We start from the raw sequence: 20,239 nt of genomic DNA on the forward strand, positions 1-20,239 counted from the left end.
AAGGAGGGCGCTTTAGCGTGGCCTGCGGGGGAGAGCAAGCAGGAAACTTTAGAGGAAAATGCCGCCCTTCATCACGCGGCGGGTGCGGCCCTGTACCGGCATCCGATCGAAGGGTGTGTTGCCTGCCTGTGCGGCCATTTTTGCAGAATCTATGATCCATGGCGCATCGGGATCGATGAAGATGAGGTCGGCGGCGCTACCGCCCGCGAAGCTTCCTGCATCGACCCCCAATATGCGGGCAGGATTGGCGCTGAGCAGCATCATCAGGCGCGTCATCGACAGATGTCCTTCGCGCACCAGGTTCAGCGACAAGGCCAGCAGGGTCTCGGCTCCAGCCATGCCGGGAGAAGCGTCGGCGAAGGGTAACCTCTTATCTTCGGGGCCACGGGGATCGTGACTGGAGGTGATCACATCGACCGTGCCGTCGGCGACCGCGACGACCGAGGCCCTGCGGTCATCCTCCGACCTTAGCGGAGGCGACAGGCGCGCGAAGGTGCGGAAGTTGGTGACGGCATTGTCGGCGAGGTAAAGATAGGCAGGGCTGATCCCGCAGGTGACCCTTATGCCTTCGGCCTTTGCCGCGCGTATCAGATCAAAGCCCGCCTTGGTCGTCACGAGCCGGAAATGGATGGCGGCGCCCGTTTCCTTCGCCAGCATGAGGTCGCGCGCGATCGCGATCGCTTCGGCGCAGGCCGGTGCGTGGGGCAGGCCCAGCCGGGTCGCCGTTTCGCCGCTGGTTGCGACTGCCTTGCCTGCGAGGCCGCTGTCCTCGGCATGCGTGATGACCGTCAGGCCGAGGCCGGAGGCATAGGCGAGTACCCGCATCATCACGCCTGAATCCGCGATCCATTGCCGACCCGTAGCCACAGCCTTGGCGCCCGCTGCCTGCATCATGCCGATTTCCGCCAGCTCGCCCCCCTTGAGGCCCCGCGTGGCGGCAGCGATCGGATGCACCCAGAAGTCGGGCTTTCCCGCGCGCGCGGCCTGACGGATGAGACCGGCGTCGTCCAGCGGGGAGGACTGGTCGGGCATCAGGGCGGCCCGCGTGATCCCGCCGAAGTGGAAGGCGGGCTTGTCGGTAGCGAACACGCCCAGATCGATGAGGCCCGGAGCCACCACCAGCCCGGCGGCGTCGATCTTTTCAGCATCGTCAGGCACATCGACATTGCCCGAGGCGATGATCCGGTCGCCTTCGATCAGGATCGCACCAGTGCGGACGTCGCGGGCAGCGGGGTCGGCCAGCTTCGCGTTGATGATGGCAAGCTTGCTCATGCCCAACCCTCCACACCGCGCGCGCCACGGGTCAGCACATCCAGGCAGGCCATGCGGATGGCGACGCCCATTTCCACCTGTTCGGTGATGGCGGAACGGTTCGGATCATCGGCCACCACGCTCGATATCTCAACGCCCCGGTTCATGGGGCCGGGGTGCATTACCAAAGCGTCCGGCTTGGCAATGGCAAGCCGCTCGGGCGTCAGGCCGTAAAGCATGTGATATTCGCGAGGCGAGGGGATGAAGGCGCCGTCCATCCGTTCATTCTGAAGGCGCAACATCATCACGACATCGGCGCCATCCAACCCTTCGTCCATCCGATTATAGGGCGTGGCGCCCAGCATCTCCACTTCGGGCGGCATCAGGGTCGGCGGCGCGACGGCGCGGACCTGTGCGCCCAAAGCGGCGAGGCAGAGCATGTTGGAGCGCGCGACGCGGCTGTGCAGCACATCCCCGCAAATCGCGACGACAAGGCCCTCAAACCCTCCCTTGCGGCGGCGGATGGTGAGGGCGTCGAGCAGGGCCTGGGTCGGATGTTGGTGCCAGCCATCGCCAGCATTGAGGACCGGGCAGTCCACCATGTCCGATATCAGGGCAACGGCGCCCGAACTGGCATGACGGATGACGATAACGTCGGCGGCCATGGCGTTGAGCGTCATCGCCGTGTCGATCAGGGTCTCGCCCTTCTTCACGCTGGATTGCCCGGCATGCATGTTCACGACGTCGGCGCCCAGACGTTTGCCCGCAATCTCGAACGACAGCAGGGTGCGGGTGCTGTTTTCGAAGAAGGCGTTGATTTGCGTCATTCCGGCGAGGCGGTCGTCATGCTTGCGCGCATTATCCCGGTTGGTCCGCGCCCAATGTTCCGCCTCATCCAGCAGGAAGCGGATTTCCCAAGGCTTCAAGTCGGCGATGGAGAGAAGATGCCGATGCGGAAACAACGCCCGGCCGGTCAGGTCGGACGAGGTGGGGGGAACGGTTATGTCGGGCATGAACGGACCCTTTAGGCGAGGGCAGGAAAGAGGGCAAGTCGGGAAGCTTGGAAGTTCCGTCCGCTTTCCTATCTGCATGGGATGCGAATTTTCACGATCGGGTATGAAGGGGCTACGCAAGGCGAGCTGATAGCGGCGTTGCAGAAGGCAGGCGTCAAGCTGCTCGCAGACATCAGGGCGGTTCCGCTGTCGCGGCGGCCGGGATTTTCCAAGAACATTCTGGCGGCGGGGCTGAAGGAGGCCGGGATCGACTATGTTGGGCTGAAGGCGCTGGGTACGCCCGCCGAGGGGCGGGAGGCGGCTCGCAAGGGCAATCATGCGAAACTTCGGGAGATTTATTCGGGGCAACTCGATCTGCCGGAAGCTATCGTCCAGGCGGAGCAGTTGCGCGACTTGGCGCGAGAGCGGCCCACGGCTTTGCTGTGTTTCGAGCGGCAGGCGGACGGATGCCATCGCTCCCTATTGCTGGAGTATCTTTTCCCGGATGACGAGCGTGTGGACCTGACGCCCTGAATCGTCAGAAGCGTCGCGCGATAGCTCCGGCGGTCCAGCCCATGCCGACCGCCAGCAAAATGGCTGTAAGGCCGTACAAGAAGGACCATCGTTCGGCGGCGACCGCCATGAAGCGTTCGAACCCCGACTTGCGGATGGTGATGTCGCGGACGGCGGCGGCAACGACCCGCCCGTCCTGCACGAGGAAGGTTTCCGCTGTATAATCGCCGACGATCACGCGCGCGGGGAGCGGGATGCGTGCCCGGTATAACACTCCATCGGTGATCTCCACCGAGCCGGGCCTTTCGGCGAACAATCCCGATCGTTCGCGCAGGTCGATCAATCCGGCCTGGAAGCGATCAAGCTCTGCGCTGTCATTGAGAGAGGACGGGGACAGTTGCAACTTGTCCACGCCCAACTCGTAAATGGCTGCCGTCCGTTCATCGACTACGTTGGCGATCGGACGGGAAGAGGCGACCGCATAAAAGCTGGGTGCGGAGCGGAAGCGGGCGCTGTCCGCATTGACCCAGATGCCAGCGACCTTTTGTTTTTCGCGCATGGTGATGGACTGGTCGGGACCTTTCAGCACAACCAATATGTCTGCGGGTTTGCTGGGCCGACGACCGTCGGGATAGACGATCGCTCCGAACAGCAGGAGGTCGGCGCCGGTGAAGCTGTACTGGATTTCCACTTCCCGTTGCGAGACGTCGGGGACGAGCATCGGCTCCCCTGCCGCGCCAAGCAGCGGCGAGAGGGGAAGCAGAAGCGCAAGACGGGCGCGCAGGTTCAACGCACTTCCACCGTGTAAATCTCATCCGGGCGGAAGCCGAGACCCAACGCCATGCGCGCGGCGACCAGGAGCACGATCACGGACAATAATATGCGCAGATATTCGGGGCGAACGGTCATCGAGATGCGGGTGCCGATCTGTGCCCCCGTCACGCTGCCGATCAGAAGCAGCATCGCGAGGACAAGATCGACCGCCTTCGTCGTCATTGCGTGCATCATCGTCGTTGCCATGGTGACGAACAATATCTGAAACAGCGAAGTGCCCACCACCGACTGGGTGGTCATGCCAAGTAGGTACAGCATGGCGGGCACAAGAATGAAGCCGCCGCCGACGCCCAGCAGGGTTGTCAGTATTCCCGTCGCAACACCGAGCAGCAACGGCGCGAGGGGAGAGATATAGAGCCCCGAGCGATAGAAGCGCCACCGCATCGGCAGCGCGGCGACCAGGGGGTGATGGCGGCGCTTGCGGGCCTGCATGCGTTTGCCCGTCTTCAACATGACAAGGGCCTGAACGGATTCCTTGGCCATCAAAATGCCGATGCCGCCGAGCATCAGGACGTAAAGGATGCCGATCGCCGTATCGATCTGCCCTATGGACTGGAGCAGCCGAAACAGCAGCACGCCGATGCCTGCCCCAATCACGCCGCCGCCGATCAGAACGCCGCCCATCCGGAAATCGACGGTGCCCCTCGCCATGTGAGTGACGACCCCCGATACGCTGGCACCAGTGACCTGGGACGCGGCGGATGCGGCCGCCACGGTTGGCGGAATGCCGTAGAATATCAGCAGGGGCGTGGTCAGGAAGCCGCCGCCGACGCCGAACATGCCGGAGAGGAGGCCGACCACACCGCCCAGGGCAATGATCACCAGCGCGTTCACCGACAGATTGGCGATGGGCAGGTAGAGATCCATGTGCCGACAGGGTTAGGCTGAATGGATGGCAAGATAAAGGCGCTGCGCGTCCGCCCCGCGTTAAAAATCCGCGCCGAGGGTAAGAGTTAGGCCGGATGAGGGCGATGCCTCTCCAGCTATGCGCTGCCGCCATTCGATGCTGAGCCGAGATGCAACAGGGGGGAGTGGCAGGCGGAACTGAACCTCCGGTCCGATATCAACGCGCTCCACCCGCGGTTGCGCGCCTCCCGATACGCTGAGGCCGGTGCGTACGGGCGTCCCCGATATAGGCGTGAGCAGGGAAAGTTTGCCGTCAGCGAACAGATCGCGCCGGTTGAACCCGACCAAGCCTGCTTGTCCATAAGCCTCTGCTTCCAATTTGCCCAGAACTGGAGTGGGGCCGAAGCCGCTCACCGCAAACACCGCGTTGGCATTGCGTGCGCCATCTCCCAGAGAGATCCGCCGTTCCGCCGCGATGGAGAGCGGAATTGATCTGAAAGGTTGCCAAGCTATCCCTGCGGCAGCCTCAGGCGAGGCGGGGCGATTGAAGGCGCGGCTTACACGGCCATAGAGGGCCGCGCGGCCGGTGCTGGCTGGCGTCAGATCATAATCAAGTCGGAGCCCCGCTTGCGACCCGCCGAGCCTGCCGCCTGTGACGAGATCCTGCGGATTTGCGCTGCCGTCGCGCCAGAGGAGCCACGCGCTGCCGCGCCAACGGCGCACTTTGGTGCCGTCCGAGGGCATTAGCGGCCACGCGGGCGAGGGGGGCTGAGCAAAGTTGGATGGCCTGCTGGCCTGCGCGGCTTTTTCGATTTCCGGATCGAAGGGCGTCTGGCCGCCCTCGGACTTGCCTGTGGCACTTTGAAACGAAGTGATAAAGGCGGGGGCAATGCCCCATCTTGGCTTCGCAGCGCGTATCTTGTTCACTGGCCAATGCGGGACAAGCAATTGGTCGGACGAGGCCACAATCGGCGTAATCTTTGGCGGAGGAGGTCCCGTCAGGCGTGTTGCCGCAACCGGGATCGGTCGTAGCGGCAAGGGCGCGACGGCGCTTCCTCCGAACAAGGCGCTTGCGACCCGGATGACCACCCAGCCGGTCATAAGCACCAGGAAAAAGCGGACAGGCCGTCCGCTGGCGCTGTTGGTCATGTTGATCTTTAAAGCTGGGGGAAGCGATGCTGCGTCTTGTCCCAGACCAGCGGCTTTCCGAACAGGGAGCGGAGGTAGAGGAACACCGCGCGGCGGGCCGCAAGCATCGCAATCAGATTGGCGAGAATGGAACGGGGGATCGCGCCGACCCCATAATGCCATCCATAGCTGCGACCGACGAAGATGGCCCGCATCGCAGCGCGCCAGGTCATGAAGGCAAAGTTCAGCCAAAGCAGCAGTTCGACAAATGGGGAAGGCTGGTAAGCGGTTTCGAGGCCGAACCAGCTTGCCATGAGGAGCAAGCCCCAAAGCAGAAAGGCGACGTAAGCAGCGAAGAGAACGAAGGCGGCGATCGCCGCGCGCCGGTCACGGATGCGCATCCACCATTCGGTGGGGCCGCCCTGCCAGCCCATGCGATCCCAACCAGCAAGCGAGATTCCGACCATCCAGCGGGCTTTCTGGCGGACGGAGCCATCCAGGCTGTCCGGAAAATATTCACGCGTGGCGACAAGCTCGCCTGAGGCATCACGCATCCGCACGAAAACGCCGCGCCCGCCCATATTCTTGATCCGGAGGCCGACTTCATAATCCTCGGTCAGCGAAGCGGGGTCGAACGGACCCCCGTTCGCCGGATTGACAAGCCGTTCGAGTGTCAGTCGTTCGAATGCGCAGGCAACTCCGGCGGATGGAACCGACGCACCCATGGCTTCGCGGATCGTCAAATACTTCCCGTGGCTTTCGGCAAACTCGTCGCAATAATGATTGGCGATGGAGCGTGCCCACCAGCTGCCTTCTCCCGTGAGTGGAAGAACCGGCAACTGAACCAGTTGGAAGCGATCGATCATCACATCGAACAGCCGGACTTCGTCGGCGTGGACGACATCTTCGGCGTCATGCAAGACTACGGCCTTGAACATTCTGCCGGTGCGTGCTTCCGGCATTATGTAGCAAACGCACCAAGCTCTAGATAGATGTAATCGCCTGCGTTGCGTAATGTCATCATATGAAACTCGTAGTGCATGGCCTGATCGACAAGCGGGCAGAAACCGTGGGAAAGATAGAGGCGCTACAGGCGCAGCTTGCCCAACACATGGCGGACCTAGACAGCCTGGAGCGATCTATCCGCATATTCGAGCCTGACATTGATCTAGCCGATGCGCCGGTAAAGCCGGTGCCACCAGCGAACGCAGCCTTTCGTGGGGAGGTTCAACGCTTCCTGTTGGATGCAGTACGCAAGAGCGACATTGCCTTGACTACCCATGACCTTGCCCGCGCCATCATGGAAGCGCGCGGCCTCAATACGGCTGACAAGGCGCTGCTCAAGCTCATTTCCACGCGGACGGGGCATAGCTTGTCCAGCTTGCGCCGGAAGGGCTTTGTCGTGGCTGAGAAGGCCAATGCGGGCGGGTTGCTGCGGTGGCAGCTTACGGGGAAAACGGGCGAGCCTGCGGGCGGGTGGAGGAATGGTTCTACTTAAAGAAAGCTGCATATAACAACAGCTTGAATTGTTGCGCCGATACAACAATTATTAAGTATTATATCGAAATGGTTAAACGTCCCTAGACTCTTTCGCCCGCACGTTCATGATCCGTACCCGACATGATTAAGGGGCCGGATTCGTGGTCCGACCCCTCGATCAACCACCACGATCATGCAATCGCCGGTGGACTGAGCAATTAAGCAGGGAGAATCGTACTCCTTTAGAGCGAAGCGTCAAGGCGATTGCGACAACCCGAATGAGGGAAGCGCATATGACTACGTTTCGAGCTGATTGTCACTCACCCGACAACTATGACACTGATCGACGCATCCAGGGGCTTGGTGGTACATCGCCTTTTAATTGGTGGTACGGCATCGACACCATCATCAGCATGATCGGCAAGGGGGATATTTTCTATACGATGGTGCGCGGCGAAGTCGCCTTGATTGTAGTAAGGCAGCACCCGGTTTCGCGGCGGAATTACCTTACTACGGTTGCCGACAGCTTCCCGTCGAACAATCTCCTAAATCTCCCCCGCTGCCCCGGTTAGTAACCACGCTATAGGGGGAAGCAAAGGCAGTAGGTTGCACAGCCCAACGCAACGCTTGTTGGGCTGTGTACAACCCGGCATGTTCGAACGGATCAGGATACGCCGCTAAACGGTTGCTGATCCTCTCTAGCTCTACTTCGATGTGCTTCATAGTGGTATCATAATACCACTCATGCGCCGCGCTGCCAATAGCCCTTCCACGTGCGCGACACCGGCGCTTCCATCGCAGCAACCGTAACCATCGCAGCCTGTGCGCCGTTATCGACGCGGCGGTTATCTTCACGCCACGAGGCTTCACCAGCATAAGCAAACAGGTACGGGCCAGCGATGTGGTGGTGCGTACCGACTTCCATGCGACGCAGGCGCGAGAAGTAGCTTTCGGCCTGATTGGTGCAAGCGCCGTTGTCGAGGAAGGCGACAGAGTGATTGACGCGGCGCGTATCCCAACCGGCATGCAGCGCATCCCATCCGGTGCCTTCGTCAGCCATGATCGTGGTGAGCGTACCAACATGGTCGCGGACGTAAGGAACGGCATCGCCTTCGTTGCGGACGATGAAGGGCAGCGACTTACCGTTTCGCTCGCGCATGATGACAACGCACTGGCGCTTGCCGGTGAGGTTTGCCTTCAAGCGGCGGTCCTTACGATCTTCCTTGCGGTTTTCCGGCTTGCTGTAACCGCCGAAATACGCCCCGTCGATTTCCACAATGCCATTCAGTTCGCGGCCCATCTGCTCACGCGCCATTGCCTCGCGCAGTTTGTGCGTGAGTACGAAGGCCGTCTTATACTGGCAATCCAGATCGCGGCTCAGTTGGAGAGCGGCAACGCCCTTCGCGCCGTTCACGAAGATCACGATAGCAGCCAGCAGATCGGTAAAGCTCATCTTGCGGCTTGCGAAGATCGTGCCACTGGTGACGCTGTACTGGTGATGGCAGGCAACGCACTTGAACTTGCGACGCGTGGCAATGCTGTAGCTCTCCGTGCAGCCGCAACGCGGGCATACGGCTTCGCCGTCCGTCTCCGGCCAGCGCAGTTCGCAAAAGGTCTGGTACGCCTTATCCTCGCCCATGGTGAAAACAGCCTTGAGGCTGATCGTGCGGGCTTTGGAGGAAAGGAGGAAGTGCTGCATTGTCATCGTATCCGTTGCTTATGCATCGTATATAATGACAACGCTGTATCTTGCGCAAGGGCAAATGCATCGTGTATGATGACGTTTGCGATGAATGGAGTGCAAACGTGCCAGATACAGAATGGGAAGCGAAGGTTAAGGGGCTGCTGAAGGCAGAGCTAAAGCGCCGGAATGTGTCGTATGCTCAGCTAGTTGAGAAGCTGGCCGCTGTAGGCGTGGTGGACTCTGAGCCGAATATCAGGAACAAGCTGAGCCGGGGCAAATTCACAGCGGTGTTTCTCATACAATGTCTGGAAGCGATCGGAGCAACCGAACTGCGGCTATAGGTAGCGCGCTGGCCGCTCTTTTCGTTCTGGTAGGCTTACTGTCTTACACGTTTTATATGGGTGATCTCTCAGGTCGTAAGGATGCTGAAGCCTATGGCTATGCCGCTCAGTATCCCCATGAAACCGGCAAGCTGATACGTGATTGCTGGTCCAAGCCCGATCCTGCTTACGTTGAGGATTGCATAAGCGATGCTGTAAAGGCCAGCCATGAAAATCAACGCGCCGAGAGCGATCTTAGCGCCCAACGGCAAATGGCTGATTGGGCTTTTTGGGCTTTGGTAGTCTCTGCCGCGTCCGCCACCGTTACCGGGATTGGCACTATTCTTCTCTACCACCAGATCATTCTCACCAGAAAGGCGGTTAAGGATACCGGCGAAGCCACCGCCGCCATGCGGGACGCCAATAAGTTTGCCAAAGCTCTCGAGCGCCCCATCCTTGGCATTAAGATGCCAGAAGGGCGAATTGGATTTCATGAGCAGGGTTTTATTGATCGGCCCGTTAAATTCCAGATCGTCAACATGGGGCGATCCTATGCGACCGTCACCGAAATCTATAGAGAATGGCATTATGGAGAAGACCCGGCTGCTTTGCCAAGGCCAGTAGACCCTAGCCAGAAACGGGGTAAGAAAATTTCCCGCACTGTCCCCGCCCAAAGCGAAACCGAGGAGATTTGGGCTGACGACCGACAGATCAAGGATTTCGGCTATAGCAAAGTCGAGCGCCTCGTTTTTCAGGGTTTCATTCGGTTCCATGACGCGACGGGCGAGCGATACGTTGCTGGGTTCAGTTATTTCATAGAGCCTCGCAAAGATGCCAGTTGGGGCTTTGTCTGGCCTAACGCCGTATATAACAGCGGTCACGCAGCAGACGAATATAACTACTGCCGAAAAGAAGCGTAACAGGTTAATCACGCCCCGCCTCCCATCTGGAGGCGTTCGCCATCATAGGCGATGACAGCCGTAACCGCCTTGGTGCGTTTGCTACATAATGCCGCGTGCTTCCTCTTCCTGCATGGCGCGCCAGAGGAGGTTGAGGCAGTCCGCCTTGGTCGTGGGACCCGGACGTTCGTTAATACAGACGACGAGACGGTCGTCCTGATCCGCGATCGGGTTGACGGCCGCCAAGGTGGCAAGGTCATTGGGATAGACGCCGACGAAAATGCGATAGTCGCCAACGGACCATTGGTTGAGCGCATTGCGCAACATCGGGCCGATCACGTCCGCTTCACCCCAGGCGGGAACGAAGATGCCTATCTTGCCAGGTTTTGAAGAGGCAGGCAGCGTGGCCGTCGTCATCCGTGTGTGGCGAGAATAGACCGCTATGTTTCGCCACCAGCGGCGGCCCAGGAACAGGACATCCACGAGAAAATCGTCGATCCCGCCAATGGCCAATCCCACCACGGCGAACAATAAAATCTCATGATAAATGATCGCCAGAACCGCCGTCAGCGATTGCGCCATGTTGAAATGCCCCCCTGTAAGCCGGGGCGCATTGGCAAATTACCATGGGATTTCATAGCCCTCGCGCATATTTTTTGCGCAGGGCGAAAAGCTTTGACTATTTCACTGAAGGCTCCGACCGGGCGCAATTTCCGTCAAGTTGCTCCAGCAGCGCGTTGGATGGAATGGCCTCGCTGACGCGGCGGTGCTAACGTCTCTACTGCCGGAAAGACGACTCGTCTAAAGAGTCGCGGCACCCCAACCAGTCTCATCAACGATAGGTAGGAGGGCTTGAATGACCGGAGATATGGATGTCAATTACCTCCTGCACAGGCAGCAGGTATCGTTGATACGAGCACAGATGAGCCATTCCAAAAAGGGGCGCGCCGCCTATGAGGGGCTCGCTCGTGGCTATAGTGACCAGATCGTCGCATATCGCGAGGAGAATGTTCGCCTGGTGAGAACCGCGCACTGATGGCGGCGGCGCTCGTCAGCGCCGCTGAATCAGCCGCTCTATTGACTGGTGGTGGCTTTCTTCGCTGCCATATTCCCTTTCCAGCATAGCTTTCAGGCGATCAAGATCGGTTTCGGTCAGATGTTCGATGCCGATGAAGTCGTTTCGGGCATCGCCGACGGCGCGAATGAGTTCGTCAAGCTTTGCCTGAATCGCCGACCCATCGCGATTTTGAGCGTTCTGGATCAGGAAGACCATGAGAAAGGTCACGATCGTCGTACCCGTGTTGATGATGAGCTGCCAAGTGTCGGAATAATGGAAGATCGGGCCTGTCGCGATCCAGCCGATGATCACCGTTGCCGCGAGAATGAAGGCGAGCGGCTGTCCCGACCAGCTTGCGACCCGATGTGCGAAGGCGCCGAAAATTCTGTCCATCCTCTTCTCCCTGTCGCGGCCCATTTACCCTGTGTTCAGGGTCTGATTGCCATGAAGCGCGCATGACGACCATATCCATTCGCGCCTTTGCGCTCGCTTTGCCTGCCGCTGCTATGCTGCTGTCTTCCTGCGCGACGATGTCGCCCGAATCGAAAGTACGGGCGGGGCTGATTGAAGCGGGGCTTTCGCCGCGAATGGCCGGGTGCATGGCGGAACGGATGGTCGATCGGTTGAGCCTGATGCAGCTGCGGCGGTTGCAGTCGCTGGCGTCGCTCCGCAAGTCGCACATGGGGGAGATGACGGTCGATCGATTCCTCTACAAGGTGCGGGCGCTGGAGGATCCGGAGATATTTATGGTGACGAGCAAGGCGGCGCTTGTGTGTGCGATTGAATGAAGGAAGTGGTGAATTGAACGCGATTCCGGAAAGTGATTTTGCAATTTTGCAAAGTTGATTTGCGAAATGAGGCTGGTGTCCCCCCCGTCCCTGTGCTTTAGCCCCGCCAACAGCTTTTCAGGCGAAAGGACGGGCCAGGCCCATGAACATTCACGAATATCAGGCGAAGGAACTGCTGGCGAAATATGGCGCGCCGATCGCCGCCGGTTACGCCGCTTTCTCGGTCGATGAAGCCGTCGAAGCCGCCAAGAAGCTGCCCGGGCCGCTCTATGTCGTGAAGTCGCAGATCCACGCCGGTGGCCGCGGCAAGGGCAAGTTCAAGGAGCTGGCCCCCGAAGCCAAGGGCGGCGTCCGGTTGGCGTTCAACCTGGATGAGGTTAAAGCCCACGCAACCGACATGCTGGGCAACACGCTGGTTACGATCCAGACCGGCGAAGCGGGCAAGCAGGTCAACCGTCTGTACATCACCGATGGCGCCGACATCGCGAAGGAATTTTACCTCGCTCTGCTCGTCGATCGTGGCAGCAGCCGCGTCGCGTTCGTCGTATCGACCGAAGGCGGCATGGACATTGAAGAGGTCGCCCATTCGACCCCGGAAAAGATCCACACCTTCACCGTCGATCCCGCAGCCGGTTTCCAGCCGCACCACGGCCGTTCGGTCGCTGCTGCTCTGGGCCTGACCGGCGATCAGGCGAAGCAGGCCGCCAAGGTCGCATCGTCGCTCTACGCCGCGTTCCTCGACACCGACGCCGAGCAGATCGAAGTCAATCCGCTGGCGCTGACCGAGCAGGGCAATCTGCTGGTTCTGGACGCCAAGGTTGGTTTCGACGGCAACGCCATGTTCCGTCACAAGGATCTTGCCGAACTGCGCGACCTGACCGAGGAAGACCCGGCGGAAGTCGAAGCGAGCGAATATGATCTCGCCTACATCAAGCTGGATGGCAACATCGGCTGCATGGTGAATGGCGCGGGCCTGGCCATGGCGACGATGGACATCATCAAGCTGAACGGCGAATTCCCCGCCAACTTCCTGGACGTCGGTGGCGGCGCCAACAAGGAAAAGGTGACCGCGGCCTTCAAGATCATCCTGAAGGACCCGGCGGTGAAGGGCATTCTCGTCAACATCTTCGGTGGCATCATGAAGTGCGACATCATTGCCGAGGGCATCGTCGCCGCCGCCAAGGAAGTTGACCTGTCGGTTCCTCTGGTCGTTCGCCTGGAAGGCACGAACGTCCAGCAGGGCAAGGACATTCTGGCCTCGTCCGGCCTCGCCATCGTCCCGGCGGACGATCTGGGCGACGCGGCCAAGAAGATCGTGGCGGAAGTGAGGAAGGCAGCCTGATTTCCAAGCCACTTAATCGAACACCATGGGGCGCAGGCGGTCTTTAGAGGCCGCCTGCGTCCTTGTCCGCATATGCGGGCTGTGGCGTTAAACGAAAGGATGTTGCGATGAAGATCCTTGTGCCCGTGAAGCGGGTCATTGACTATAATGTGAAGCCGCGCGTGAAGGCGGATGGGACGGGCGTCGATCTGGCGAACGTCAAGATGAGCATGAACCCGTTCGACGAGATCGCGGTCGAGGAAGCCATCCGGTGCAAGGAAAAGGGCGTGGCGACCGAGGTCGTGGCGGTGTCGATCGGCGTTGCCAAGGCGCAGGAAACGCTGCGCACGGCGCTGGCCATGGGCGCGGATCGTGCGATCCTGATCCAGACCGATGACGAAGTCGAACCGCTGGGCGTCGCCAAACTGCTCGCCAAGGTGCAGGAAGAAGAACAGGCTGGCCTGATCATCCTGGGCAAGCAGGCGATCGATGATGACAGCAACCAGACCGGCCAGATGCTAGCGGCTCTGCTGAACCTGCCGCAGGGCACCTTCGCATCGAAGGTCGAGGTTGAGGGCGACAAGGTCAGCGTGACCCGCGAAGTCGATGGCGGCCTGGAGACGGTGAAGCTCAACGTTCCGGCGATCGTCACCACCGACCTGCGTCTCAATGAGCCGCGCTATGCTTCGCTGCCGAACATCATGAAGGCGAAGAGCAAGCCGCTCGCGACCAAGGCACCTGCCGATTATGGCGTCGATATTGCGCCGCGTCTGGAGACGCTGAAGGTTACCGAGCCCGCCAAGCGTTCGGCTGGCGTCAAGGTTGCCGATGTCGATGAACTGGTCGCGAAGCTGAAAGCTTTGGGCGTCGCTGCCTGACCATCATTCCAAGCCCGTTCGGGCTGAGCCTGTCGAAGCCTCTTTTCTTGAAGAGAAGAAAGGCCCTTCGACAGGCTCAGGGCGAACGGTGATAGAGGATCGAGATTATGAAGACTCTGGTATGGGTTGAACATGAGGGCGGCGCCGTCAAGGACGCGACCCTTTCCGCCGTCACCGCCGCTGCAAAGCTGGGTGAAGTGCATCTGCTGGTCGCTGGCGCTGGCGTCGGCGGCGTGGGTGAGGCTGCCGCGAAGATCGCTGGCGTGGGCAAGGTCCATGTCGCCGACGACGCGGCATTCGGTCATGCGCTGGCCGAAAATGTCGCGCCGCTGGTCGTCGAGCTGATGGGCAGCCATGACGCGTTCGTCGCGCCTGCCACCAGCAACGGCAAGAACATCGCGCCGCGCGTTGCGGCTCTGCTGGACGTCATGCAGATCAGCGACATCCTGTCGGTGGAGAGCGAAGACACGTTCACGCGCCCGATCTATGCGGGCAATGCGATCGCGACCGTCAAGTCGAAGGATGCGAAGAAGGTCATCACCGTGCGCGGCACGGCTTTTGAGAAGGCGGCGCGCGAGGGTGGTTCGGGCGCGGTGGAAGCTGTGGCCTCGACGGGTGACAAGGGGCTGTCGAGCTTCGTTGGCGCTGAGATCGCCAAGCAGGAGCGTCCGGAACTGACCTCGGCCAAGATCATCGTGTCGGGTGGCCGCGCGCTGAAGGATGGGCCGACTTTTGAGGAAGTCATCTATCCTCTGGCGGACAAGCTGGGCGCGGCGGTGGGTGCTTCGCGCGCTGCTGTCGATGCTGGCTATGTGCCCAACGACTATCAGGTTGGTCAGACCGGCAAGATTGTTGCTCCCGAAGTTTATATCGCGGTGGGTATTTCCGGCGCGATCCAGCATCTGGCGGGCATGAAGGACAGCAAGACCATCATCGCCATCAACAAGGACGAGGATGCGCCGATCTTCCAGGTCGCGGACATCGGCCTGGTCGGTGATCTGTTCAAGGTTGTGCCGGAGTTGACTGGCAAGCTGTAAGGCTTCGGAAGTCACATTCCGTAAAGGTAGTGAAGAGGGCGCGGCCGGTGGTCGCGCCCTTTTTCTTATTCGCAGCGGACGCTGCTGCGGTCGATGGCGTTGCCCGCGATTGCGCCGCCGCCTGCGCCGAGGATGGTGCCGAGCGTCTTTGAGCCACCGGGGGCGATGATGTTGCCCAAAACGCCGCCCGCGATTGCGCCGACTATCGTGCCAGTGGTGCCGTCGTTGCGCTTGCAATAATAGCGGCCGTCATTGTCGCGGTAGATATAGTCGTCATCGGTGATCACCCGGCCGTAATAGCCTCCTGCGGGGCGGTTGTAGCCATAGCGGTCGCCGTAGCGATCCGTGGTGCAGGCCGCCAGCGGCAGGGCCAGCAAGGCAGCGGCGATTATCGGGGTGCGCATCAGTCACTCTCCTATTCTTTGGCCCCCCGGTTGCGTAACAACCCTTCAAATCGGGGTAAGTTGCGTGAGCGGAACGGCTTTGTGGAGAGAGGGGCGGGCGGAAATAGTCCACCCGCCACGGCGCCGCGAAAGGGGGGAAACGCGGGCCGGGCGGGCGGTGGCCAGCGGCCAGAGGGATAAGCCGCCGGATTGGGATTTTTAAAGTGTCAGCCGGATGTCAGCTGGCGAGGGGTGAACCCGACGTCGCGTGGCGCGGTTGTGTGGGCGTGATCGCCGGGGGCATGTTGCTGCCGCCGAGGGTGCTGCTGGTGGAGCTGCTGGTGCGGTTCGAGATGTCGTCGCGGGCCTTGTTATAGCGGGTGACGAGGTCTTCCTTGAACTCGGTCAGCTTGCCTTCGTCATACAGCTTTTTGCCGACATAACCTGCGATGGCGCCGAAAATCAGAGTGCGGATCATTGCGTCTAGCTCCTTGCCGGATGTTCCTGTCAGGGTCGCGAAGATAACCGGTCAGGAGGCGTCGGGTTCCGGACGCTTTGGAGTATTCGACAAGATGAGCGGCTGTGGCGATGTGCCGGAGCGCGTGGCGTCGGGCGGGGATGTCACAAGGCAGAGCCGCAGGAATCCGCGCTTCATTCAGGGCGCATTTCCCGGCCGGGTGATCGATCGTCTCGGGCGGGGCAGGGTCGCGGCGCAGCCTTCGCCTTTCAGGCGTTGGCGGCGGTGCTTTGTGCAAGCGCGGCGGCTGAGGCAGCTTCGCGGCGGGCGCGGTTGCGGTCGGCGAGGTCCTGGCGTTCGGCCATGGCGAGGAAGGTCGCTTCCGAACGGAGGCAGCGGTCGCGGACGTTGGTGAGGGTGGCGGCCTGGGCTTCATTGCGAGCCTGGGCGGCGAGGGCGCGATAGTCGGGGTGCGTCATAAGCGCTCCTTTGTCAGATAGTGCCCGGGCGCCATGGAAACGGCGCCCGGACGGTCAGCATGGCTTATTCAGCGTGCTGAAGATTTACGGCCGCCATCTTGCCGCGACGATCCTGTTCCAGATCATAGGTCACGCGGTCCTTTTCGCGCAGCGTGGCCAGGCCAGCGCGCTCGACAGCGGTGATGTGGACGAACGCGTCGGGGGTGCCGTCGTCAGGGGCGATGAAGCCATAGCCCTTGTCGGCGTTGAAGAATTTGACGGTTCCGGTGATGCTCATGGTAGTTCCTTCGTTCGTACGGTCTGTCCAGCGTGGACGGACCGGTCGCTAGAGGGGCAGGGAAAGAAGGAAGTTTGGTGCCGCAAAGCGCCGAAAGACCGTCGATTTGCGACTGTAGCCCGGCCTATGTGGGGCTTGGGGGAGGAAATTGCAAGGGCGAGGCGTGTGGAGGCTTGGCGGGAGGGGTTGGAGGGGCTGGTTCCGGTTCGGCCTGGGCTTGTCACGGGACAATCCACTTCCGTTCGCCCTGAGCCCTTCGACAGGCTCAGGACAGGCTTGTCGAAGGGCTCTACTTCCTTCTGGGAAGAAGAAGAAGGGAAGGGCTTCGACAAGCTCAGCCCGAACGGAGGTTGGGTTGTAGGGCAGAAGAGACGTACGCCCCGCAGGCTTGATTGCTCGGCCTGCCCCTCCCATCACCCGGCCTCTTCCAGCGCCGCGAAGCCGAAAAAGGCGTCGCGGGCCAACGCGGCGGCGGCTTCATAGGGGCGGCGTTGGGCTTCCTCTAGCGCGGACAGGGCTTCGCTTTCCTGTGGGGTCAGGGCGCGTTCGTAAGCGTCTATGTCGTAGGTGTCGCCGCTCTCTTCGCCGGTGAAGCCGGGCGGGGCGGGATAGTCGGTGCGCCAGGCTTCGCGCTCCTCATCCCACCATGCGCCGCGCAGGCGGGCGGCGGCTTCGTCGGGTGGAAGGGTGGCGCGATCGACGATTTGGGGGCGAAGTTCACACCGTTCATGGGAGGGGTGGGGATCGGCCTTTTTCCCGTCATGCAGCGCCATGCGCGCGGCGATGAAGAGCGCGGCGGAGGCTCCGGGGGAGAGGGCGGTGGCGGTGGCTTCGATGCTGTCGGACTGGGTGGGATCGGGAAGGGCGTCTTCGTGGCGATCCGGCGCGGCGGGGTGGGTGGCTTCGGCCTTTTCGGGCGGGCAGAGCATGTCGAGATAGGCGGCGAAATCCTGCGCGACGACGCGGGCGAGGGCGGCGTCGGAGCCTTCGGGCGGGTTGTCGGCCATGCGGTCAAGGCGAGAGAGCATCGACATGGCGAGGCGGTTGTCATGGCGGTGGCGGGTGATTTCGCCTGCGTCGGCGTCTTTGCGGATTACTTCTTCATGGCCGGTGAGGGCGCGCGCGAGCAGTTCGTCGGCGAGGCGCGCGCGGGCGATGAGGATGGCCGCGTCCCAGCCGAGGCGAAAGGCCGCGCCGTCGCGGCGGATGCGCAAGGCATAGGCGGCGCGGGTGCTGATCTGCGCGGCGTCGCAGGCGGAGCGGATGATGCCGGTGGCGGCGAGGGTTTCAAGGAAGAGCCGCTGGCGCGCGGGGCTCCAGCCGTCGGCGCGGACTTGATCGGCAGCCGTGGGGAGTGAGGAGAAGTGGTAGGACATGGGCGGCAAGCTCCTTTTTATGGGAGGGTTTGCCCGGGACGGTATAACAGGTGAGGGGTTGTAGGACAGAACAAAATGGGAACGGTGGTGGGGCGTCAGGGATATTCTTGGCGGGTGTGTTTGACGGTCAGTATTTCTATGACGTCGGCTCCGACGCGGTAGACCAGCATGTAATTGGGAGTGACGAGGGCTTCCCGCGTCTCGGGGACGCGACCGGCGCGATACATGTATGGATGATCGGCCAAGCGAGTGGCGGTATATTCCAGCAATTCTGCGAGGCGAGCAGCAGCGGCGGGATTGCGATCGGAAATATAGTCAACGATGCGCCGCGCATCCTCGCGCGCGATCGGGCGCCAGATGACGTGCGGCATCAGGCGTGCTTGGCTTTCTTCGCCTCAATGATCGCGCGCAGTTCCGCCATGACCTGATCGTGCGGGATGCCGGGCCGGGTATCGGCCAAGGACGCCTCCACCTGCGCGCGGAACCAGGCGTCATAGGCCTCGGCTTCCTCGGTCGTCGCGAACTCGGACTCGATGGGGGTGAGTTTGGTCATAACGATAATGTATCAGGTCGAAATTGCGATGCCAATGTGTTGTCTGTTTATGGCTGCGCGCTAAAACCGGATAAGGCCGCCGCTACGCTGTGATCAACGGCAAGCATCGGCAACACCGTTGCACTCGCTCCAATACTTTCAACTTTCGCCAGCGTCACGATGCGCATAGCATCCTGCTCTTTGATGGCATCGGTCCATATAATCGCGCGCACCGTATCCTGCGAAACTTGGAGAATTAATACCCGTTTAAAGGTATAATTTAAGAGTCCCCCACTCCCCCCCGATATTCTACCTTCATAGCATAATGGCTTCTTGTCGAGGCGTCCGCTGAGAGTAATGTCCCCCAGCTTATATGTGCAAGTTGCGCCCTCTGGATCTGTGACAAGGGTGAAAGTTTTGTCATCTGAGCAGAAGGAGCCATTCTCGGCGGAGCCATGATCCCTGAAGAAATCAAAGGCGGCAAAAAGGAGCGCTCTATATTTTCGGTCCTGCTCCTTAGCGTGCTGCCCGAATGATGTCCGCGCTTTTTCTAACGCACTTCGAGCGTTAGATACTTTAGATCGTGCGTCTAAGAGCGCAGCCATATCAACAGCGTCGCAACTACTATCATCAACAGATTCGAGGATCATCTCTGCTCGCGTGACATAGCCTTTCTCGGCAAGCGATCTTGCCAAATTGGCTGCGGCGATTCCGCTACCGAGTTTTAGAGCTTGTTCGAAGTATTCGTTCTGCACTGACTCGTCAGCGTTTCCAATCGCTACGCCCATATTGTTTGGTGAGCTTTGCCACCTCTTATCGCCTATCCCAAGCTCGGCGTATCGCTGGTAAGCGATGATTCTCGTCTCTGAATTATTGCCGTAAGAATACGCTAAATTAAATAACGCATTCTTGTTGCTTGCATCATAGTTAACTACGATCTCTCTCAAGATAGCTCTTGAAAATGTATCTTCATCTGAACCGCTAACTTCTGCTAGTTTGTCAAACATCGCAGATGTTTCTCGATCGGTGATGCCTGAAACAAGCTGGCGGCGGCAAAACTCCAGAGCGCGCTCGTTGCCGAAGATGTCGTTATAGAAGCTAACTCCTTCGCGCAGAACCCAATAGTGCTTGTCTGGGTTATGGCGAGCTAGCGCCTCATTAAGTGTTTGCTCTGCACGATTGGCATCGTGCAGTCGCATAAACCGCCTTATCAAAAAGATCAGCGGCCATACCCACGTGACATTCGCATCGGCAAGGTTGCGAAGTTCCGGTCCTTCATCCCCCAAAGAAAGCTCTCGACGACGATCAACATACAGACTTTCCCAAAAATCAGGGTCGTCTCGGTATGAACTGGTCTCCTTGAATCTGTTGAAACTCTCGGCCAATTGAACCGCGTCATCAAACAACCAAAACAAATCGCGCTTCTTCGAAACGTCCTCCTCAGCAACTTCGGCAAGAGTCTGAACCGACGTAGGAGTATCGTCGATAGATTCTGTGTGAAGCGGGACGACTTCAGTTCCCATTCCGCTTGCCGCAGAAGCCTTTCTGTCGAGTTTCACCCAATCTTTGAAGTTGAAACTCAAATCGCCAGCGGAACTCGTAACCCTCCAAACAATAATCAGTGCGACTACAGCGATGATGCTCGCCGCAACCGGCCATGCCAACGCTTCGGCTAGCTTAATTCCGTTTTCCAAGACCGCTTCCCCCT

26 protein-coding genes and 1 pseudogene are annotated in these 20,239 nt (G+C 60.3%); 10 read left to right on the plus strand and 17 right to left on the minus strand.

Translation table 11 applies throughout. From position 1 onward, the window contains the following. Nucleotides 1-48 precede the first annotated feature (48 nt). Together ACZ5TB_RS01590 and ACZ5TB_RS01595 are read right to left on the minus strand one after the other, a co-directional pair. The gene (locus ACZ5TB_RS01590; RefSeq protein WP_464791758.1) at nt 49-1,272 is read right to left on the minus strand and encodes a dihydroorotase; all 1,224 of its coding nucleotides are present in this window, start codon (nt 1,270-1,272) and stop codon (nt 49-51) included. Next, nucleotides 1,269-2,264 (minus strand): aspartate carbamoyltransferase catalytic subunit, encoded by a 996-nt coding sequence (locus tag ACZ5TB_RS01595; RefSeq protein WP_464791759.1) that lies wholly within the window; start codon nt 2,262-2,264, stop codon nt 1,269-1,271. The genes ACZ5TB_RS01590 and ACZ5TB_RS01595 overlap by 4 nt, the downstream gene beginning before the upstream one ends. An 81-nt stretch (nt 2,265-2,345) precedes the next feature. Between ACZ5TB_RS01595 and ACZ5TB_RS01600 the strand changes: the two genes are divergently transcribed. Next, on the plus strand, nt 2,346-2,777 hold the full coding sequence (locus ACZ5TB_RS01600) for a DUF488 domain-containing protein (RefSeq protein WP_464791760.1): 432 nt from the start codon (nt 2,346-2,348) through the stop codon (nt 2,775-2,777). Between the two features lie 4 nt (nt 2,778-2,781). Here the strand turns inward: ACZ5TB_RS01600 and ACZ5TB_RS01605 are convergent, their stop codons facing one another. From ACZ5TB_RS01605 to ACZ5TB_RS01620, 4 genes and pseudogenes are all read right to left on the minus strand, one after another. After that, the gene (locus ACZ5TB_RS01605) at nt 2,782-3,540 is read right to left on the minus strand and encodes a TIGR02186 family protein (protein WP_464792462.1); all 759 of its coding nucleotides are present in this window, start codon (nt 3,538-3,540) and stop codon (nt 2,782-2,784) included. Nucleotides 3,541-3,542: 2 nt separating this feature from the next. Beyond that, nucleotides 3,543-4,457, minus strand: a complete 915-nt coding sequence (locus tag ACZ5TB_RS01610; RefSeq protein WP_464791761.1) for a sulfite exporter TauE/SafE family protein — start codon at nt 4,455-4,457, stop codon at nt 3,543-3,545. Between the two features lie 60 nt (nt 4,458-4,517). Continuing rightward, nucleotides 4,518-5,585: a hypothetical protein gene (locus ACZ5TB_RS01615; RefSeq protein ID WP_464791762.1), complete on the minus strand. Its 1,068-nt coding sequence runs from the start codon at nt 5,583-5,585 to the stop codon at nt 4,518-4,520. Nucleotides 5,586-5,593: 8 nt separating this feature from the next. Further along, nucleotides 5,594-6,520, minus strand: a pseudogene (locus ACZ5TB_RS01620) (glycosyl transferase family protein); the annotation flags it as partial. 68 nt (nt 6,521-6,588) lie between these two features. Between ACZ5TB_RS01620 and ACZ5TB_RS01625 the strand changes: the two are divergent. Beyond that, nucleotides 6,589-7,062, plus strand: a complete 474-nt coding sequence (locus ACZ5TB_RS01625) for a hypothetical protein (protein ID WP_464791763.1) — start codon at nt 6,589-6,591, stop codon at nt 7,060-7,062. A 274-nt stretch (nt 7,063-7,336) separates the two neighbouring features. Next, a complete protein-coding gene (locus ACZ5TB_RS01630; RefSeq protein WP_464791764.1) occupies nt 7,337-7,615 on the plus strand; it encodes a DUF3892 domain-containing protein in 279 nt (92 codons plus the stop codon). 170 nt (nt 7,616-7,785) lie between these two features. Here the strand turns inward: ACZ5TB_RS01630 and ACZ5TB_RS01635 are convergent, their stop codons facing one another. Next, nucleotides 7,786-8,742: an IS1595 family transposase gene (locus tag ACZ5TB_RS01635; RefSeq protein WP_464792463.1), complete on the minus strand. Its 957-nt coding sequence runs from the start codon at nt 8,740-8,742 to the stop codon at nt 7,786-7,788. A gap of 50 nt (nt 8,743-8,792) precedes the next feature. On the opposite strand from ACZ5TB_RS01635, the gene ACZ5TB_RS01640 reads away from it, so the two are divergent. Together ACZ5TB_RS01640 and ACZ5TB_RS01645 are read left to right on the plus strand one after the other, a co-directional pair. Then, a complete protein-coding gene (locus ACZ5TB_RS01640) occupies nt 8,793-9,068 on the plus strand; it encodes a DUF6471 domain-containing protein (protein WP_464791765.1) in 276 nt (91 codons plus the stop codon). A gap of 56 nt (nt 9,069-9,124) precedes the next feature. Continuing rightward, nucleotides 9,125-9,967, plus strand: coding sequence for a hypothetical protein (locus ACZ5TB_RS01645; RefSeq protein WP_464791766.1), 843 nt, complete (start codon nt 9,125-9,127; stop codon nt 9,965-9,967). 81 nt (nt 9,968-10,048) lie between these two features. On the opposite strand, the gene ACZ5TB_RS01650 is transcribed toward ACZ5TB_RS01645, so the two are convergent. Then, complete coding sequence (locus tag ACZ5TB_RS01650) at nt 10,049-10,528, minus strand: glycosyltransferase (RefSeq protein WP_464791767.1); 480 nt, start codon at nt 10,526-10,528, stop codon at nt 10,049-10,051. Between the two features lie 274 nt (nt 10,529-10,802). Here ACZ5TB_RS01650 and ACZ5TB_RS01655 point away from each other — a divergent pair, with 274 nt between their 5' ends. Beyond that, on the plus strand, nt 10,803-10,982 hold the full coding sequence (locus ACZ5TB_RS01655; protein WP_464779091.1) for a hypothetical protein: 180 nt from the start codon (nt 10,803-10,805) through the stop codon (nt 10,980-10,982). A gap of 15 nt (nt 10,983-10,997) precedes the next feature. Here the strand turns inward: ACZ5TB_RS01655 and ACZ5TB_RS01660 are convergent, their stop codons facing one another. Beyond that, a complete protein-coding gene (locus ACZ5TB_RS01660; RefSeq protein WP_464791768.1) occupies nt 10,998-11,396 on the minus strand; it encodes a low affinity iron permease family protein in 399 nt (132 codons plus the stop codon). Nucleotides 11,397-11,458: 62 nt separating this feature from the next. Here ACZ5TB_RS01660 and ACZ5TB_RS01665 point away from each other — a divergent pair, with 62 nt between their 5' ends. The 4 genes from ACZ5TB_RS01665 (at nt 11,459) to ACZ5TB_RS01680 (ending at nt 15,027) form a co-directional block, all read left to right on the plus strand. Next, on the plus strand, nt 11,459-11,791 hold the full coding sequence (locus tag ACZ5TB_RS01665; protein ID WP_464791769.1) for a hypothetical protein: 333 nt from the start codon (nt 11,459-11,461) through the stop codon (nt 11,789-11,791). 142 nt (nt 11,792-11,933) lie between these two features. Beyond that, nucleotides 11,934-13,133 (plus strand): ADP-forming succinate--CoA ligase subunit beta, encoded by a 1,200-nt coding sequence (gene sucC, locus ACZ5TB_RS01670; RefSeq protein WP_464791770.1) that lies wholly within the window; start codon nt 11,934-11,936, stop codon nt 13,131-13,133. A 107-nt stretch (nt 13,134-13,240) separates the two neighbouring features. Next, nucleotides 13,241-13,990, plus strand: coding sequence for an electron transfer flavoprotein subunit beta/FixA family protein (locus tag ACZ5TB_RS01675; RefSeq protein WP_464791771.1), 750 nt, complete (start codon nt 13,241-13,243; stop codon nt 13,988-13,990). Nucleotides 13,991-14,097: 107 nt separating this feature from the next. Continuing rightward, complete coding sequence (locus ACZ5TB_RS01680; RefSeq protein WP_464791772.1) at nt 14,098-15,027, plus strand: electron transfer flavoprotein subunit alpha/FixB family protein; 930 nt, start codon at nt 14,098-14,100, stop codon at nt 15,025-15,027. A gap of 65 nt (nt 15,028-15,092) precedes the next feature. Here the strand turns inward: ACZ5TB_RS01680 and ACZ5TB_RS01685 are convergent, their stop codons facing one another. The 8 genes from ACZ5TB_RS01685 to ACZ5TB_RS01720 form a co-directional block, all read right to left on the minus strand. Then, entirely contained in the window at nt 15,093-15,431 is a 339-nt protein-coding gene (locus tag ACZ5TB_RS01685; RefSeq protein ID WP_464779097.1) for a glycine zipper 2TM domain-containing protein, read from the minus strand. A gap of 217 nt (nt 15,432-15,648) precedes the next feature. Beyond that, entirely contained in the window at nt 15,649-15,888 is a 240-nt protein-coding gene (locus ACZ5TB_RS01690; protein WP_464791773.1) for a hypothetical protein, read from the minus strand. Between the two features lie 248 nt (nt 15,889-16,136). Further along, complete coding sequence (locus tag ACZ5TB_RS01695) at nt 16,137-16,346, minus strand: hypothetical protein (protein WP_464791774.1); 210 nt, start codon at nt 16,344-16,346, stop codon at nt 16,137-16,139. 64 nt (nt 16,347-16,410) lie between these two features. Then, nucleotides 16,411-16,623 (minus strand): cold-shock protein, encoded by a 213-nt coding sequence (locus ACZ5TB_RS01700; protein WP_449471421.1) that lies wholly within the window; start codon nt 16,621-16,623, stop codon nt 16,411-16,413. 413 nt (nt 16,624-17,036) lie between these two features. Beyond that, nucleotides 17,037-17,999 carry a hypothetical protein gene (locus ACZ5TB_RS01705; protein ID WP_464791775.1) on the minus strand — a complete coding sequence of 321 codons (963 nt, stop codon included), beginning with the start codon at nt 17,997-17,999 and terminating at the stop codon, nt 17,037-17,039. A 95-nt stretch (nt 18,000-18,094) separates the two neighbouring features. Further along, nucleotides 18,095-18,370 carry a type II toxin-antitoxin system RelE/ParE family toxin gene (locus tag ACZ5TB_RS01710; protein ID WP_464791776.1) on the minus strand — a complete coding sequence of 92 codons (276 nt, stop codon included), beginning with the start codon at nt 18,368-18,370 and terminating at the stop codon, nt 18,095-18,097. Next, the gene (gene relB, locus ACZ5TB_RS01715) at nt 18,370-18,552 is read right to left on the minus strand and encodes a type II toxin-antitoxin system RelB family antitoxin (protein ID WP_464791777.1); all 183 of its coding nucleotides are present in this window, start codon (nt 18,550-18,552) and stop codon (nt 18,370-18,372) included. The genes ACZ5TB_RS01710 and relB overlap by 1 nt, the downstream gene beginning before the upstream one ends. A 47-nt stretch (nt 18,553-18,599) precedes the next feature. Further along, nucleotides 18,600-20,225: a hypothetical protein gene (locus ACZ5TB_RS01720; protein ID WP_464791778.1), complete on the minus strand. Its 1,626-nt coding sequence runs from the start codon at nt 20,223-20,225 to the stop codon at nt 18,600-18,602. Between the last annotated feature and the right edge of the window lie 14 nt (nt 20,226-20,239).

It is taken from the genome of Sphingobium sp. TomTYG74, assembly GCF_055393875.1.